The following is a 17,227-nucleotide window of genomic DNA, read 5'->3' on the forward strand; positions in this document are numbered from 1 at the left end:
TCCCTTTGAATAAAAGATCAGGAATAAAACGTCGGGATGGGCGCGGTGCCGTTCAGTGCCCACTCGCCCAGTTCATGAAGTTTGTAGTCCAGCGGGTCATGCAGGCTCTGGGTGCGCAAGTTGCGCCAGTGCCTGTCGAGGGCCACCGAGGCGTTGGTCGCCCGTGCGCCGGTGACCTCGAAGACCTTGCTACACAACTCCAGGCCATTGCGGCTGGCAGCGACTTTGGCGGTGGCGATGGCAATCGCCGTTTCGCCGCGTTCCTCGCTGGTCAGGGCCGAGCCCTTGGCCCATGCCGCGTCCAGCACCTGGCCTGCGCGCTCCACCAGCAGGCGGGTGCTTTGCAGCGCCACCCAGAAATCGCCGTAGTGGCTGAGGATGTAAGGGTCCTGGGTGCTGTGGCTGGCGCTGGAACGGAACCACGGGCGGGCTTCTTCCAGGGTGTATTGGCGCGCTTCTTCGAACGCGCCTTCGGCGATGCCGAGGAAGATATTCGCGAAGTGCAGTTGCGCAATCAGCGGGCGCAGGCAGGCGAACGGAGTACTCAGGGGGCCCGGGTCCAGCAACAGGTCGGACTCTTCCACGCGCACGCGCTTGAAGGTCACGCTGCCGCTGTCGGTCTGGCGCTGGCCCATGTTGTTCCAGTCGTTGTGCAGGATGATCCCGCTGCGGGCGCTGGGAATCGCCGCGATCAGCAACTTGCCGCCGGCGCTTTCATCGATGGCCGAGGCGATCAGCATTTCCGAGTCGTTGGCCCCGGAGCAGAAGTTCTTCTGTCCCGAGAATTCCCGCCAGCCCGTGTGGCGCTTGACCACCGTGCGGGTGTCCAGGGGGTTCAGGGTGTTGCCCCAGAACCAGTTGTTGCTGGCCGTCAGGCTGAACCAGGTTTGCCATTGTGCGGGCGTGGCGAATAACCGGACGGTGGCGAGCATCAGGTGATGAAAGCCGAATACGTGGGCGATGGAGCTGTCGACCCGGGCGAATTCGCGCACCACCTCGAAGGTTTCCGACCAGTTGGCGTCCAGCCCGCCGAATTGCCCGGGGATGCTCAGGGACAACAGGCCGCTGCTGCGCAGTTTGTCGCGTTCGGCCTTGGGCGTACCGCCGCTGGCGTCGCGGTCGACGGCGGTGCGCGCGAACTCGGTCGCCAGGTCACGGGCAATCTCCAGTGGCGTCCTGCGGGTGCAGAGTAAGTTGACCGTCACGCGTGAATACCTCGTTGCTTAAGTCGAGAATGCTCGAGCTGATTTGTTTCAACAGGCAATGGATAGAGCAAGACCCATACCAAGTAACAATAAGCCGATAACTTGCGACTTCTTACGGGGATGCAGGCGCGGACAGTGTCGAATACGCAACTTTTGTTGGAGGGCTGTTGGGATTTGCACAGTTGCGTCCTGTGCCCGCAGGGCGGGGCTTTCGTTATGCTTTTATTGCTTGAACATATAAGTGTTTGTGGATGATTTTTTGTATTGTCCGGAATCGAACATTTCACCAGCAAAGTGTTGCGCTTGTGGCGATTAATAAGGGTGGCCGGCCAGTGTTTATTGAGGCTTGAACGTGGCATGAACCCTGCAAAGTTGGAAACAGAGCGCGACTATACGAATAGATGCTCCAACTAATTCGAGACCCCAGGAGTATTTAATTCATGCGGCAACTGTTTGAACCTCGCGCTCGTCGTTTTGAGTCACTGGCCACCGCGTCCAGCCTTGGCGTGCTGTTGATGTTGATACACGGCGCGGCCTTTGCCGCCCAGGCGGACCCGACCCTGGCCACGGTAGTGGTCACCGGTGCCGAAGCCACCGAAGCGCAAAAGGCCGAGAAGCAACTGTCCAAGGTGCCCGGCAAAACCGCAGTGATCGACAACCGCAAGATCGAACAGGGCCGCGCGGCGAACGCCGAGGACGTGCTGGCGTTGCAGCCGGGCGTATTCGCCCAGGCCACCAGCGGCTCGGGCGCGAACAAGATTTCGATCCGCGGTTCGGGCCTCAATACCTTCTATCAAGGCTATGTGCTGGGGATCAAATTCCTCTATGACGGCCTGCCGTTGACCGGCCCGGGCGGCACCCAGGAAGACATGCTGGACATGGCTTCCGTGGACCACACCGAGGTGCTCTACGGCGCCAACGCCTTCCGTTATTCGGCCTTGTCCCTGGGCGGCGCGATCAACTTCGTGAGCAAGACCGGCCGCACCGATCCGGGCAACTACGCGCGTTTCGAAGCCGGCAGCTTCGGCTATCGCAAGGAGCAATTGAGCACGGGTGGTGTGGACGGAGACAATGACTATTACGTCAGCATCCAGCACAACGAGCGTGACGGTTACCAGGACAACACACCGAACAAGGGGCAGGGGATCGTTGCCAACTTCGGCCACGTGTTCAGCCCGCAACTGGAGACGCGCTTCTACATTCGCTACAAGGAAGAAACCCTCAGCCAGGGCAACACCCTGACCAAATACCAGCTCAAGCACGACCCCACGAGCAACCTCGTGCCCATCGGGCGCAAGAAGGACGGCTCGACGTTGCTGGGCAGCACCACCACCTACACCTTCGACGACAATGCCAAGCTCGAAGTCGGCCTGGGCTACAACGATTACCCGCTGGACAACGGCTGGCGCTATTCGCCAACACCACAGGAATGGCGCTCCCAGGACGTCAACCTGACCTTGCGCTACCTGCGCACCGCCGACACCTTCTTCGGCCTGCGCAGCGACAGCAGCGTGACCTTCAGCAATACGCTGGCGTACCTGGCCGATGTGAAATCCCACAGCAAGGCCACCGGCATCACCCAGCAGAAAACCAACTACACCGGCTCGCGGGACACGGTGTTTTCCCTCGGCAACGAACTGCAACTGAATGACCGCACGTGGCTGTCCACCGGGTTGTCATTGATTGATATCAAGCGCAAGGCGCAGATCGAATACAGCACCGCCACCAACACCAGCGCGTTCCCCAGTGGCGTTGAATACGACGAGACCGACGTCGCCCCGCGCATTGGCCTGCGCTATCAGTTGACTCCGGAATTCGAAGTGTTCGGCAACGTCAGCCGCTCGGTGGATCCACCGGTTACCTGGCAGCTGGGCAGCACCGGCACACCATACATCCGTGATGTGCGGCCGCAAAAAGCCAACACCGTGGAGTTCGGCATTCGCGGCGGCCACGGTATTTTTGACGGCAGCCTGACGGTCTACCGCTCGTGGGTGCAGAAAGAACTGCTGTCGGTGGTGGTACGCCAGGCGACGGCCACCCAGGACCAACTGGTGGCCACCTCCAACGGCAGCGCGACCATTCACCAGGGCATCGAAGCCGGCTTGAATGCGCAACTGTGGGACGGCGGCAATGGCGACACCGTGACCCTGCGCCAGGCCTATACCTTCAACGACTTCCACTACCGCAACGATGCGGTGTTCGGCGACAACCAGCTGCCGGGCCTGCCGCGCCAGGTCTACCAGGCCGAGCTGGAATATCGCCAAGGCAGTGGTTTCTACGCGCAGCTCAACGCCCGGGCGGCGTCCAGCTATTACGTCGACTTTGCCAACTCCCTGAGTGCGCCGTCGTATACGTTGTGGGGGGCCAAGGTGGGCTACGAGGCCCCTAGCAAGAAGTGGGAAGTGTTCGTCGATGCACGCAATCTGACCAACAAGCGCTATGCCACGGCCACCAACACCGCGTACGACGCCAAGGGCCAGGACTCGGCCAACTTCTATGTGGGGGATGCGTTCAACGTGACCACGGGGGTGGCGTTTCACTTCTGACCGTGACAGATCGTTCCCACGCTCCGCGTGGGAATGCCGCCTTGGACGCTCTGCGTCCGGCCGTCGATGCGAGAGGTGATGGTGACGCAGAGCGTCACGGTATGCATTCCCACGCGGAGCGTGGGAACGATCATTTCGAGGAACCTAGTTCTGCGGCCGCTGCTTGGTCGAATCCAGCTCGGCCTTTTTACCGGTGCTGATCTCGGTGATCTGCGCCGACTTGGCGATTGCAAAGTCAAAGGTGTCCTGCATCTTGGCGATGGCATCGGTCGCCGTGCCGTTGAGCCCACCGTTGGCTGCCCAGTCGAAGTTCCACACCCCGGAAAAGTTATCGGCACCGGCCACATCATGGGTTTCGATCGCGGTGAACACGTCGGGATGGCGCTCCATGTACTGGGCCGCAGCGCTCACATCGGCCGGCACCTTGCCCGAGGCATTGCTGGCCAGTTGCGAAAGCTCTTGCTTGGTGATGGCCGACTTGCCCGTTTGGCGCATGTAATCGGCGATGACCTTGCTCGACTTGGAAATATTCAACTTGTCGTCGAATACCGACGTCGAGGCTTTTTGAGTGGTCGGTCCGCCACCGGCGGGTGTTACGGTAGTAGACATCGGCGCTGCTCCCTCAATGAATTGGATGACATCGAAGCCGACGTTAGCATGGGCAATTGGCCATTTATCACCGGCTTCACAACAATTCGCAGCGGCCGGAAAATTTCACAGCGTTTCACCTGCATCCAACTTGGCCAGCAGACTCTGGCCCCGTTGCCACAGCGCGTCCTGTTTGGATTCAGGCATGCGGTCGAGATTTTTATAGAGCATGGCCATGCGCTGATTGCCCCGCAGCAGGTCGCCGTGGCGCATCAGGAAGTGCCAGTAAAGCGCATTGAACGGGCAGGCATTGTCAGCGGTACTTTCCGTGACTTTGTACGCACAGCCTCGGCAGTAGTCCGACATGCGCTTTATATATTGGCCGCTCGAGCAATAAGGCTTGGAACCCAGGTAACCGCCATCGGCATGCATCACCATGCCCAGGGTGTTGGGCAGCTCGACCCAGTCGAACGCGTCCATGTAGATCGCCAGGTACCACTCGCATATCTGGCTGGGCACGATGCCGGCCAGCAAGGCGAAATTGCCGGTGACCATCAGCCGCTGGATGTGATGGGCATAGGCATGTTTCAGGCTTTGGCCGATCGCCTGGCGCATGCAGTTCATTTGCGTCTCGCCCGTCCAGTAGAACTCCGGCAGCGGGCGGCTGTTGCCGAATGCATTGCCGGCGGCGTAGTCCGGCATCTTCAGCCAGTACACGCCGCGTACATATTCACGCCAGCCAATCAATTGGCGGATAAACCCTTCGCCAGCGTTCAGCCCGATGCTGCCCGACCAATAGGCCGCCTCCACATCGCTGCACAGTTGGCGCAGGTCCAGCAGGCCGATGTTCAGCGCTGCGCTGATACGGGCGTGAAACAGGAACGGCTCGTCGCTGGCCATGGCGTCCTGGTAGTCGCCGAAACCCGCCAGGCCATAGTCCAGAAAGTAGTTCCAGAGGGCCTGCGCGTCGGCGTGGGTCACGGGGTAATCGAAGGTGTCGAGGGAACCGTAGTGGCTGCTGAAGTGTTTACCTACCAGCGCCAGCACGTCCTGGGTGATCGAGTCCGAGGTGAAGCGCGCCGGGTAGGGCGCCTTGGTGCCCTTGGGCAATGCCTTGCGGTTGTCCGCATCAAAGTTCCAGGCACCGCCCACTGGCGTACCGTCACCGTTGAGCAAGAGCCCGCTCTTGCGGCGCATCTCCCGGTAGAAGTACTCCATGCGCAGCTGTTTTTTACCGCTGGCCCAAGCGGCGAACTCGTCACGGCCGCACAGGAATCGGTGGTCGGCATGCCACTGGATCGGCAAACCGCAGTCCTTCAGGGATTGCTCCAGACGCCAGTCACCGCATTCGGTCAGGTGTATTTCCCGGGGTTGCATCAGCGATTGCCAGCGCCTTAACTCGCCGGGCACCGAGCCGGTGTTTTGCGGATCGTCCAGGGTGACGTACTGCACCCGCACGCCACGCTGCTGCGACGCCTGGGCAAAGTGGCGCATGGCGCTGAAGACCAGGGCGATTTTTTGCGGATGGTGGGGCACATGGCTGGCTTCCTCCATCACCTCGACCATCAAGACGGCATCGTGCTGGCTGTCCAGCCCGCCCAGTGAGGCCAGGTCAAACGACAACTGATCGCCCAGCACCAGGCACAGGTTTCTAACGGCCTTGGTCACCACGGCGCTTCCAGGGAAAATGGCGTTCGCAGTGGCTCGATAGCGCCTTCACGCCGGCCGCACATTTCATCATGGACGCACTGATGCACCAGGGTGCAGGGAAACGCAGGGACTGCCTGCAACACGTCACGCAGGTGATTGACGGAGCGAAAGTGCATGGGCTTCGCCGACTCGTCCAGCAGCGTGAACTGGCCGTGGTCCAGCGTTACGCGCGCCAGATAGAAACCACCTTCCAGCGACAGCAGTTCCATTTCGCGTACAGCGCCTTGGGTGGCCAGTTTGGTCAGGGCTTGCAGGTTCATGGTTCACTCCTTACCGGTCAGGGTTGTGAAGACTGGCGACGGAAGAACAACGTCACCTGGCCGACTTCCACACCCAACTTGGACATGCTGGAGCGGTTGATCAACGTGTCTTCGTCCATCAGGTACATCCAATCGTCGAGGCTCACTTCGTAGACGGATCCATCAACCGGCAGGTTCAGGACGTAGCGCCAGCGCAGTGCGTTGCCCGCCACTTCGCCCCTGGCCTCGCCCACCACGTCACCGGCCCGTCCGCGCCAGTGGGTGGGGCCGTCCGGGGTGAGGGTCCAGACACGTTGCTGGCGAGTACCATCGCTGTATAGAAAGCGCTCATCGAGAATCAGGTTTTCACCCTCGCGGCGGCTGGCGATATTCACCTCGAAACGCTTGGCCACTTCACCCGAGCGTTTCTCGAAGATGCCCCAGGCCTTGACGGGCTTGCTGAAGAAGCTCACCAGGTCCAGTTGCGGTTGCTGGTCGGCATAGTGTTTTACATCCACGCTGCCACAACTGCTCAGGCCCAACATCAGGGCCAGCGAAACCAATAGACGGGTCATTGCGGTTCTCCCCGAGAGGGCTTGATACTGCTGATACTTGTACAAAACAATAAATTTGTACAGGTATTTAGCGCATCACCAGGATGTTACCGGCTACCGGCCTGCCCATTTATGACGGGTATTTGCAGCCTCAGGGGACCAGGGTGCAGATGATCGTTCCCACGCTCTGCGTGGGAATGCCGCCTCGGACGCTCCGCGTCCCGCTGGCACCGCCGCATTGACGCCTCGCGCAATGGTGACGCGGAGCGTCACGGTATGCATTCCCACGCAGAGCGTGGGAACGATCAACACACTCAAGCCGGCCGGCGCTCCGCATGCCGGTCAGTAGCGAATCATCACCGACTTGAGCTCGGTGTAATCCTCGATGAACGCCCCGCCAAACTCCCGTCCCACCCCCGAAGACTTGTTGCCGCCAAACGGCACCGCCGGGTCGAGCATCGTGTGCATGTTCACCCACACCGTCCCGGCGTTGATCGCCGGCACCATGCGCAGGGCCTTGCTCAGATCATTGGTCCAGAGACTGGCGCTCAGGCCGTAAGGCGTGTTGTTCATCAGTTCCAGCAGCTCATCCTCGGTGTCGTAGGGGAAAAACGTGGCGATCGGGCCGAAGGTCTCTTCGTTGAGCAGGGTGTCGTGGATCGTGTTGGCGAGAATTACTGTCGGCTCCACATAGCACCCCGGCCCGTCGATCAGCTTGCCGCCGTGGACAATCGTATTGTTCTCGGCCCGGGCCTTGGCGAAAAACCATTCGAGTTTCTGTTGGTGCTGGCGGTTGGTCACCGGGCCGAATTCGGTGCGCTCGTCCAGCGGCGAGCCGATGTTCAACCGGCCCAGGCGTTGCGCCAGTTTGTCCATGATCGGCTCGATCTGCGAGCGGTGGGCGAAGAAGCGTTCGGCGGCCGCGCAGATTTGCCCGGAGTGCAGGAAGCCGGCTTCGATGATGCCGTTGACCGCTTTGTCGAGGTCCACATCCCGCAGGAATCCGGCGGAGTTTTTGCCGCCCAGTTCCAGGGTCGCCCGGGTCAACCCGGCGCCCATGGCACTGCGGCCCACGGCGATGCCGGTGGGCACCGAGCCGGTAAACGAGACCTTGTCGGTGCCCGGGTGCTCCACCAGGCCTTTGCCCACGTTGCCGCCACCGGTCAACACGTTCAGCACGCCCGCCGGCAGGCCGGCGTCGATGGCCAGTTCGGCGATGCGCAGGATGGTCAGCGGGGTGAACTCGCTGGGCTTGATGATGATGCTGCAGCCGGTCACCAGTGCCGAGGCGAGTTTCCAGATGGCGATCATGGTCGAGAAATTCCACGGCACGATGCCCACTACCACGCCCACCGGTTCGCGCAGGGTGAACGCGGTGTAGCGTTCGCCGGCGAAGGAGGGCAGTGACGGGGTAAGGGTCTGGCCGCTGATCTTGGTGGCCCAGCCGGCGTAGTAACGCAGGAAGTGCGCCGCCTGATCGACCTCGAAGGCCCGGGAAATCTGGATGATCTTGCCCGACTGGCAGGTTTCGATCTGCGCCAGTGCTTCGCGATGTTGCTCCAGCAGATCGGCGAGTTTCAGCAGCACATTGCCGCGAATGGCTGGGGCGACCTGGGACCATTGCCGGAAGCCACGCCGGGACGATTCCACCGCTGTGTCGATATCGGCCAGGTCCGCATCGGCAACCTGGGCGATCACCTCGCCGGTGGCCGGGTTGATCACTTCCAGAGCCTGGCCGGAATGGCTTTGGACGTACCCGCCGTCGATAAACAAGGCATGGCTTCGACGGAGGAAGGCCTGGACTTCAGGCAGCAGCGCAATATCGCTCATGGGATTTTCCTGCTCGCAAAAGCCCGAGGGTAACCAGCGCCGCCGGGCCAGGCTTGTCTGTGCCTGCCGGGCGATATGTCTGTGGCTGCCAGGCCTGTGGAAAGTGCAATCTTGGCTGTGGAAGGTGCATTTTCCGGGGGTGTCGCCCGCCCCATACTGGCCCCACATCCAGCGCCGTTCGTTGAGTTTGAACGCCAGCCGGACATCCAATAATAAGCAGGGCCGTCCATGAAAAAGCCAAACCCGCTCCTCGAAGATCTCAAGGCGATTCTGCCGACCATCGCTGCCAACGCCTTCCAGGCCGAGCAGGACCGCAAGGTTCCCGACGAGAACATTGCGCTGCTCAAGAGCATCGGCATGCACCGTGCCTTTCAACCCAAACCCTTTGGCGGCATGGAAATCTCCCTGCCGCAGTTTGCCGACTGCATCGCGTTGCTGGCCGGCGCCTGTGCCAGCACCGCGTGGGCCATGAGCCTGTTGTGCACTCACAGCCATCAACTGGCGTTGTTTCCCGCCAAGTTGCAGCAGGAAGTCTGGGGCGATAACCCGAATGCCACCGCCAGCAGCAGCATCGCGCCGTTTGGTCGCACTGAGGAAGTTGAGGGCGGTGTGCTGTTCAGCGGTGAAATGGGCTGGAGCAGCGGTTGCGATCATGCCGAGTGGGCGATTGTCGGCTTCCGCCGTAAAAACGCCGAGGGCACCCAGGACTATTGCTTCGCGGTACTGCCGCGCAGCGACTATCAGATTCGCGATGACTGGTTCGCCGCCGGCATGAAAGGCAGCGGCACCAAGACCCTGATCATCGACAAGGTTCTGGTGCCAGAACACCGCATCCAGAAAGCCAAGGACATGATGGAAGGCAAGTCCGCCGGCTTCGGTCTGTACCCCGACAGCAAGATTTTCTACTCGCCGTACCGGCCTTATTTCGCCAGCGGTTTCTCCACCGTGAGCCTGGGTGTGGCCGAGCGCATGCTCGAAGTATTCCGCGAAAAAACCAGGACCCGCGTACGTGCCTACACCGGCGCGGCAGTGGGGGCGGCGACTCCGGCGTTGATGCGCCTGGCCGAGTCGACACACCAGGTGGCCGCCGCCCGGGCGTTCCTGGAAAAGACCTGGCAGGAACACGCCGAACACAGCGAACAGCACCGTTACCCGAGCCGCGAGACCCTGGCGTTCTGGCGTACCAACCAGGCGTACGCCACCAAGATGTGCATCCAGGCGGTGGACCGTTTGTTCGAGGCCGCCGGTGGCAATGCGTGGTTCGAGCACAACGAGATGCAGCGTCTGTTCCGCGATTCCCATATGACCGGCGCCCATGCGTACACCGATTACGACGTGTGCGCGCAGATCCTGGGGCGTGAGCTGATGGGGCTCGAGCCTGATCCGAGCATGATTTGACGCCGACCCGGCCATCACAACCATCAGGACTGCGCGTTGATGCAGTCCGGGAGTCTTGCATGTCTGATAACAGTTTCGACCCACGGGCCTTTCGCCGGGCCCTGGGCAACTTTGCCACCGGTGTCACGGTGGTCACCGCCGCTGATGCCAGCGGGCGCAAAGTGGGTGTCACCGCCAACAGCTTCAATTCGGTATCCCTGGACCCGCCGCTGGTGCTGTGGAGCATCGACAAACGCTCCAACAGCCACGAGGTGTTCGAGCAGGCCAGCCATTTTGCGGTCAACGTGCTGGCGGCCGACCAGATCCACCTGTCGAACAACTTCGCCCGGCCCAGGGACGATCGCTTTGCCGAAATCGAATTCGAGCCCGGGGAGGGCGGTTCGCCGGTCTTCGCTGATTGCTCGGCGCGGTTTCACTGCGAGAAGTACCAGCAGGTGGATGGTGGCGATCACTGGATCATGATTGGCAAGGTGGTGGCTTTCGATGATTTTGGTCGTGCGCCGTTGCTCTATCACCAGGGGGCGTATGCGCGGATCGAGGAGCGGCAACCGTAGGGCGAACACCTCTATCGAAGGCTGAAGCAGGTTCAATGTGGGAGCGGGCTTGCTCGCGAATGCGGAGTGTCAGCCAATACATCTGGCGACTGACACACCGCTTTCGCGAGCAAGCCCGCTCCCACATGTGATCTCGGTAGCTCATTGCACCTGTGTTAGAACGGCACGGCCACGGTGACTTGGCTATAGAGATTGGTGCCATTGCCACCCACCTGGTTGCCGCCGTTGCTCTCATCCTTGTTGGGCTTGTACAAACCCAGCAGCGGCGTGACGATCAGGTGTTCGTTCACCGCCCACTCCGCGTACAGGTCCAGTTCGCGCCCATCGAGGTTGAGCATGCCGCCCTTGCTCAACGTCTTGTAGTCGAAGAACAGCGCGCCCAGGGTGACGCTGTCCAGCGGCTTGACCTTCAACGCCACATGCTGCACCTCAGTATTGGTATTGAACGGCCCCGAATAATTGCCGGCCACCTCGCCCTGCACCCAGGTGCCGTAGCCACGGTTGAAGCCCGAAAACATCGCATCCCAGTTTTTCGAATAGCGGCTGTAGCGGTAGGTCAGGTCCGGCGACCACGGCAGCGCGGCGAAGGTATAACCGCCTTCGGTGTACCAGGCCTTTTCCGGGCCGGCGTCCTTGTCCTGCCAGGCGTATTCAAAGGAAAAGTGCGCGTTCTCGATCCCGGCATTACCGGCGCCCCGCAGGCTGTAGATGTTCATCCCGGCGCGCTGTTTTTGCAGGTCATTGGCATAACGGTCGTCGACGCTGATGCCGTGGATATAGGTCAACCCCAGGGTGCCGGGCGCGGCGGTGTAGTCCAGGGTGCCGGCAGCCATTTCAGTGTTGGCCTGGGCGCGGTTGTCGGACTTGATCCACATTACGCTGCCATGCACGCCGTCCTTGCCACCCAGGCGTAGCACTGCGGTTTGATCGAAGGCATGCCGGGCGGCGATGTAGTAGGCGCCGCCCCGGTTGAACTTGCCGTCATCCACGCCCTTGCCGAAGTTCGGGCCGTCATCGTTGATGATGAAACCGTCGCCGAGCATGATGACCTGGCGGCCGAACGACAGGTCCACACCATCCTTGCCCAGTGCCGGAAACAGTTCCCCCGAGCGCCAGCCGGCGAAGGCTTCGTCGAACTTGGTGGTGCGCTCGCTGCCGGTGGTCACGCCCGACGCATCGCCATCACCCCAGGTGCCCGAGCTGACCAGGTTGGCCGTGCCATACACGCTGCCCAGGGCGCCGAAGCGCTGGTCGACGCTCAAGCCATACTTGATAAAACCTTCACGCCAGGTGGAACCGCCGGTGGTGCCGTCGTAGTTCTTGCGGCTGTTGAACATCCCGTACACCGCCAGGAAGTTGCCGGTGACCTGAGTGTCGTCATCGGCATACAGCTCGAACGCCTGGGCCGATGAGTCGATGATCATCAGCGCGATGCCCAGGCTGATGGCCCTGTACAGGTGACGGGTTTGTTGTGTGTGCTGCATTGTTATAGTCCCCAACAAGGTGAATTGAGGGAGCATTAGGGCGAGCGCCACCGGGCCAAGTCTTTCCCCTGCGTGCCAGGAAATTGTCCCAGGCCGCCAGTGGCGCAGCAGTGGCAGGCAGCAACAAAACCGGCGGCAGCCAGGAGCAAGACGATCAGCCAGGGCGGGCGCAGAGTGCCAATACTTCTAAAAATCCGCTTCTTGAGGATCTGCACCATGTCGATCAACGACCGGCTCACCGAACATTTGAAACGCGGCACGGTGGGCTTTCCAACCGCGCTGGCGAGCACCATTGGCTTGATCATGGCCAGCCCGGTGATCCTCACCGCGACCATGGGGTTTGGCATCGGCGGCAGCGCCTTTGCGGTGGCGATGTTGATCGCGGTGGTGATGATGCTGGCCCAGGCGACCACCTTCGCCGAAGCCGCCTCGATCCTGCCCACCACCGGCTCGGTCTACGACTACATCAATTGCGGCATGGGCCGGTTCTTTGCGATCACCGGCACCTTGTCGGCCTACCTGATCGTGCATGTGTTTGCCGGCACCGCCGAAACCATCCTCTCCGGCGTGATGGCGCTGGTGAACTTCGAGCACCTCAACACCCTGGCGGAATCCGCCGGCGGTTCGTGGTTGCTGGGAGTGGGCTTCGTGATTGTGTTCGGGGTGCTCAATGCGTTTGGCGTCAGCGCGTTCGGCCGGGCCGAGATCATCCTCACTTTCGGCATGTGGACCACCTTGATGGTGTTTGGCGTGCTGGGCCTGATCGCAGCCCCGGCGGTGCAACTGGATGGCTGGTTCGGTGAATCCCTGGTCGGTACCGACCTGATTACCATCCTGTCGCTGGTGGGCATGGCGATGTTCATGTTTGTCGGCTGCGAGTTCGTCACGCCGCTGGCGCCGGACCTGCGCAACTCGGCCAAGGTGATGCCCAAGGCCATGGTGCTGGGGCTGCTGGGGGTGGCCACGTGCATGTTCATCTATGGCGCGGCCATGAAACGCCAGGTGGAAAACGTATTGATCGACGCGGCGGGCGGCGTGCACCTGCTGGATACGCCGATGGCCATCCCGAAATTCGCCGAGCAGGTGATGGGCAGCATCGGCCCGATGTGGCTGGGCATCGGCTTCCTGTTTGCCGGTGCTGCGACCATCAACACCTTGATGGCCGGTGTGCCACGGATCCTGTACGGCATGGCGGTCGACGGCGCGTTGCCCAAGGTTTTCACCTACCTGCACCCGCGCTTCAAGACACCGCTGCTGTGCATCCTGGTGGCGATGCTGATTCCGTGCCTGCACGCGCTGTACTTGGGCGGCAACACCGACAACATCATGCACCTGGTGCTGGCGGCCGTGTGTGCCTGGAGCTTTGCTTATCTGCTGGTGACGCTGTCGGTGGTGATCCTGCGGATTCGCCGTCCGGATCTGCCTCGCGCCTACCGTTCGCCGTTCTTTCCGCTGCCGCAGATTCTGTCGAGCATCGGCATCCTGCTGGGCATGTGGTTTATCACCCCGCCGGGCATGAACCCCGCCGACATCTACATTCCCTTTGGCGTGATGCTCGGGTGCACGGCGGCGTACGCGTTGTTCTGGACGCTGGTTGTGCAGAAGGTCAATCCATTCAAGCCCGCCTCGGTGGAAGAGGTGTTGGCCAAGGAGTTCGCCCATGAGCCGGGTCAGCCGCACAACGGGTATATCAGCCATGCTGCAAAAACTGTCTGAGCTCTTCAGCGCCCGGCGCGCGCCTGCCGGGTATCGACCCGGCGTTACGCTGGAACACCTGCGGCGTAACCTCGGCCTGGCCGGTTATGAGGTGTGTGGACCAACGACGGCCCGGGTTTCCCTGGACAATCTCGGGCTGCAACTGGAGATCGTCGAACGCACCGAGTCGCAGCTGTTGATGCACCTGGTGATGACCGAATTCGTACTGCGCATCCCTGCCTCGCAGCAGGGCACGGCGAGCTTCGAACTGCACCACACCGGGGCCGTTCGACGCACCGGAATCCGCTGTCGACAGCGGTCGGGCGACAAGGAGGTTTCAGGCATTTTGCACACACAATTGCAGGAGGGCAGCGCCTTGCATCGCGCCTTGATGCCGCTGGACTTCAAGCGCCTGCGCATCGACCTGGTGGATCACCAGTGGTGTGTGCGGCTTGAGCATATGGGCGGCAGCGAGGTGGTCAACCGCATGCCGGCGTTCCGTCGCTACATCGCCTTGAGCAGTGTGCAACGCGCCTGGCTGCTGGACGCCTTGAACGGTTTCCAGCGCGCCTTGCAGGCCCACTGACCACCGGATTTGGCATCAATAGTGCAACCACCTTGGCAGACACGTACTTGTTGCGCGCATATAGATAACATGTTAACTATTGCCCGACAAAAACAAAAAGCCAAGGTGGAAACAACCATGAGCATGCAACAGATTGGGCAAGACGGGCTGGACCTCTGGACCCGGGATCTGCGCGCGGTTTGCGGTCACTTCGACACAGAACTGGCCTTCAACCGCTCGCTGTTCATCGGCAGCATCAGCACCTTTTCCCGCGGCGGTTTGCCCCTGGCCAGCCTGCGCACCAACGCCGGCCTGATCAAGCGCCCCAAGGCCCGCGCCGACCACGATGACGACCAACACTGCTTCCTCGTCAGCCAGCGCAGCGGCTACTGCCAGATCACCCAAAACGGCCAGAGCTTCCAGCTTGCCCCCGGCGAACTGTTATTGATGGACTCGGTGGGCTCCATCGACATCACCCCGTTCGGGCTCATCGAACACGCGTCCCTGTCCTTGTCCCGCGCAGAGGTGTGCAAACAGTTCGGCAACCAGCCCAAGACCTTCGGCAAAATCTCCTCGAGCAAAGCCTGCGGGCGCATGTTGCATGTGTTGATGGATCAACTGTGCAAAGACGCACTGAACGGCGAAGGCGCGGTCGGAGAGGGGCAGGCGTTGCAGTCGGCGTTTATCTCGCTGCTGGGGTCGGCGTTTGAGCAGGAAGACGATGAGCGCGATGATTGTGGCGGGTTGCAGGGCAGCAATCTGCGCAGCTATGTGCAGAAGGTGATTGATGAGTCATTGACCCAGCCAGGGCTTAGCCCGGTGGGGTTGGCGAGTCGGTTGAATATCTCGGTGCGGCATTTGTACCGGTTGTTTGAGGAACAGGATGACAGCGTGTGCCGGTATATCCAGCGGGCGCGGTTGAAGCGCAGTGCGGATGATCTGACCAACCCGTTTTTGCGCAGTGAGTCGATTACGTCGATTGCGTATAAGTGGGGGTTTACGGATTCGGCGCACTTTAGTCGCTCGTTCAAGAAGCAGTTTGAAGTGTCGCCGAAGGATTTTCGGGCTGGGCGGTTGCAGCAGGTGGGGTAGGGGAGGAAGAAGGGGCTTTCCGAGCACCTTCTTTATTATAAATATCTTAAGAGATCGAAGTTATTCGCCTCTTTGGCTCAAAAGCGCGTCAATGTGCTCCAGCCACAATTTCCCGCTTTTCCAATCGTGAGGATAATAGTAGCCACAGCCAATATCTGAGAACAAAAGATGCTGTAACGCTTGCTCCGTCTTGTTGGCATGTAAAAGAGCTTTTAACTCGAGGTGTGCAGCTTTAAAAGTTTCTGCTGAGGATTCAGCTATAAAGCTGAGAATCACATTGTCCGCACTATCAAACTCATCAACCCAATCTTGATTGAAGTAACCCGCGAGAAGTTGCTGCAGTTGTGAATAATCGTTATTCATGGATTCGGATATCCGGTCTGAATTCTATAGCCATTGGGCATGCTTTTATCTTTGAACAAAATCAGGTAAATCTCCCGTCCGGGGACGGTTTTTTTTGCACCTCGCTTCAGGCTAGTTCCAACTGGCTGAGGAGACTTTTGAGTAATAACAATTTTTTTGTCTTTTCCTTTAACAAACGAATTTATTTTAGTTTTGTTGCTTGCTATCACGCTTGATATTGCTGACTCGGCTGTCGCGCGATCAGGGAAGGTAGATGCCGTGGGCACATGAGGCTCATTTTTAAGACGTGTTGCCAGTTGTTGGTCAGTTCTACCAATGTGCTTTTGCATCAAATGTCCTCCGGCAGCTTCGTGAGCAGCTAAACCTCCACCAGGAACAATTTCGCTGTAAGGCCCATCGGCGACTATTTGGCCTGGGCAGGCTGTAGCTTTACAGCTCAACCCCAACGGATCCACCCACCCCGTCGGGTTGGGCACGTACTGGTATCCGTTCAGCCCGCCCGCCAGTTTCACCGGATCAGGCGTCAGGTAGCGGCCAATGTCCGGATTGTAGTAGCGATGACGGTTGTAGTGCAGCCCGCTTTCCGGGTCGAAGTATTGGCCCTGGAAGCGCAGCGGGTTGGTAACGGTGTTGACGTCCAGCTTCGCGATTTGGCCGTAGGCGCGGTAGTGCGCTGACCAGACAATTTCGCCGTCGGGGGCGGTGAGTTCTTGTGGGGTGCCGAGGTGGTCGAGTTGGTAGTGGAAGGGTTTTGCGTCTTCCGGGCCGTAGCCTTTCAGCAGCGCTAACGGGCGAAAACTGTTGGGTTCGTAGAGGTAGCTCTGGTGGTGATCAGCACTGTGTTCGGCAATCAGCGTGTCGCCTTGCCAGAAGAACTCGGTGGTTTGGCTTTTTATCGTTTTGGCGATACGCCGACCAAACGGGTCGTAGCGATAACTGGCCTGGGTGCCGTCCGGTTGGGTGACGCTGATCAGGCGATGCTGACAGTCGTAGCGGTATTCGGTAACCAACTGTTGAGCCCGGCCCCGGCGTTCCCGCAGGAGGTTGCCGAAAGCGTCGTAGTCGTAATGACGGTCACCTTGCATCAACAGGCGATTGCCTTTGACGACGCTCGGACCGACGCGGTCTTGCATCAGCAGGTTGCCCGCCGGGTCGTGGACGAAGCGTTCCTGCAGGTCGTGCGAGTGGTTGGCGCGGGTCAGGCGGTCGAGTGGGTCGTAGTGGTAGTCGTGCTGGCCTTTGCGGGTGTCGAGGATGCGGGTCAGGTTGCCGCGTTTGTCGTAGTTGTATTGGCGGCGCTGGTAGCGTTGTTCCTGTTGGGTGATGGCGTGGGCGTGCAGGCGGCCCTGGTCGTCATAGTGGTAGTGGCTGAGGAGTTGGCCCTGCTGGCGTTGGTGTTCGCGG

General features: G+C 60.5%; 14 protein-coding genes and 1 pseudogene. 6 read left to right on the top strand and 9 right to left on the bottom strand.

Annotated elements, in window-relative coordinates; translation table 11 throughout:
- Positions 1-17: 17 nt before the first annotated feature.
- On the bottom strand, positions 18-1,205 hold the full coding sequence (locus tag HX815_RS31245) for an acyl-CoA dehydrogenase family protein (protein ID WP_003219870.1): 1,188 nt from the start codon (positions 1,203-1,205) through the stop codon (positions 18-20).
- A gap of 440 nt (positions 1,206-1,645) precedes the next feature.
- On the opposite strand from HX815_RS31245, the gene HX815_RS31250 reads away from it, so the two are divergent.
- On the top strand, positions 1,646-3,751 hold the full coding sequence (locus HX815_RS31250; RefSeq protein ID WP_003219873.1) for a TonB-dependent receptor domain-containing protein: 2,106 nt from the start codon (positions 1,646-1,648) through the stop codon (positions 3,749-3,751).
- Positions 3,752-3,895: 144 nt separating this feature from the next.
- Here HX815_RS31250 and HX815_RS31255 read toward each other — a convergent pair whose 3' ends face one another.
- The 5 genes from HX815_RS31255 to HX815_RS31275 form a co-directional block, all read right to left on the bottom strand.
- Positions 3,896-4,360 (bottom strand): hypothetical protein, encoded by a 465-nt coding sequence (locus HX815_RS31255; RefSeq protein WP_003219875.1) that lies wholly within the window; start codon positions 4,358-4,360, stop codon positions 3,896-3,898.
- A 105-nt stretch (positions 4,361-4,465) separates the two neighbouring features.
- Positions 4,466-6,007: a cryptochrome/photolyase family protein gene (locus HX815_RS31260; protein WP_177029485.1), complete on the bottom strand. Its 1,542-nt coding sequence runs from the start codon at positions 6,005-6,007 to the stop codon at positions 4,466-4,468.
- Positions 6,004-6,309: a DUF6482 family protein gene (locus HX815_RS31265; RefSeq protein ID WP_134326164.1), complete on the bottom strand. Its 306-nt coding sequence runs from the start codon at positions 6,307-6,309 to the stop codon at positions 6,004-6,006. The genes HX815_RS31260 and HX815_RS31265 overlap by 4 nt, the downstream gene beginning before the upstream one ends.
- A gap of 17 nt (positions 6,310-6,326) precedes the next feature.
- The gene (locus HX815_RS31270; protein WP_177029486.1) at positions 6,327-6,863 is read right to left on the bottom strand and encodes a DUF3833 domain-containing protein; all 537 of its coding nucleotides are present in this window, start codon (positions 6,861-6,863) and stop codon (positions 6,327-6,329) included.
- A 321-nt stretch (positions 6,864-7,184) separates the two neighbouring features.
- Positions 7,185-8,672 (bottom strand): aldehyde dehydrogenase family protein, encoded by a 1,488-nt coding sequence (locus tag HX815_RS31275; protein ID WP_177029487.1) that lies wholly within the window; start codon positions 8,670-8,672, stop codon positions 7,185-7,187.
- 228 nt (positions 8,673-8,900) lie between these two features.
- On the opposite strand from HX815_RS31275, the gene HX815_RS31280 reads away from it, so the two are divergent.
- Both HX815_RS31280 and HX815_RS31285 read left to right on the top strand, forming a co-directional pair.
- Entirely contained in the window at positions 8,901-10,070 is a 1,170-nt protein-coding gene (locus tag HX815_RS31280) for a p-hydroxyphenylacetate 3-hydroxylase oxygenase component (protein ID WP_003219889.1), read from the top strand.
- 59 nt (positions 10,071-10,129) lie between these two features.
- A pseudogene (locus HX815_RS31285) lies at positions 10,130-10,606 on the top strand (flavin reductase family protein); the annotation flags it as partial.
- A 173-nt stretch (positions 10,607-10,779) separates the two neighbouring features.
- On the opposite strand, the gene HX815_RS31290 reads toward HX815_RS31285, so the two are convergent.
- Positions 10,780-12,108 (bottom strand): hypothetical protein, encoded by a 1,329-nt coding sequence (locus HX815_RS31290; protein WP_177029488.1) that lies wholly within the window; start codon positions 12,106-12,108, stop codon positions 10,780-10,782.
- Between the two features lie 216 nt (positions 12,109-12,324).
- Here HX815_RS31290 and HX815_RS31295 point away from each other — a divergent pair, with 216 nt between their 5' ends.
- The 3 genes from HX815_RS31295 (at position 12,325) to feaR (ending at position 15,460) form a co-directional block, all read left to right on the top strand.
- Positions 12,325-13,824 (top strand): APC family permease, encoded by a 1,500-nt coding sequence (locus HX815_RS31295; RefSeq protein WP_003219898.1) that lies wholly within the window; start codon positions 12,325-12,327, stop codon positions 13,822-13,824.
- On the top strand, positions 13,805-14,389 hold the full coding sequence (locus tag HX815_RS31300) for a DUF3156 family protein (protein ID WP_003219899.1): 585 nt from the start codon (positions 13,805-13,807) through the stop codon (positions 14,387-14,389). Before HX815_RS31295 ends, HX815_RS31300 begins: the two co-directional genes overlap by 20 nt.
- A gap of 117 nt (positions 14,390-14,506) precedes the next feature.
- Complete coding sequence (gene feaR / locus HX815_RS31305) at positions 14,507-15,460, top strand: transcriptional regulator FeaR (RefSeq protein ID WP_102368612.1); 954 nt, start codon at positions 14,507-14,509, stop codon at positions 15,458-15,460.
- A gap of 60 nt (positions 15,461-15,520) precedes the next feature.
- Here the strand turns inward: feaR and HX815_RS31310 are convergent, their stop codons facing one another.
- Together HX815_RS31310 and HX815_RS31315 are read right to left on the bottom strand one after the other, a co-directional pair.
- Positions 15,521-15,823, bottom strand: coding sequence for a contact-dependent growth inhibition system immunity protein (locus HX815_RS31310; RefSeq protein WP_134326170.1), 303 nt, complete (start codon positions 15,821-15,823; stop codon positions 15,521-15,523).
- A partial coding sequence (locus HX815_RS31315) for an RNase A-like domain-containing protein (RefSeq protein WP_177029489.1) occupies positions 15,820-17,227 on the bottom strand: 1,408 nt, incomplete at its 5' end. The genes HX815_RS31315 and HX815_RS31310, both read right to left, overlap by 4 nt.

It is taken from the genome of Pseudomonas sp. E6002 (genome assembly GCF_013385565.1).
Lineage (GTDB): Bacteria > Pseudomonadota > Gammaproteobacteria > Pseudomonadales > Pseudomonadaceae > Aquipseudomonas.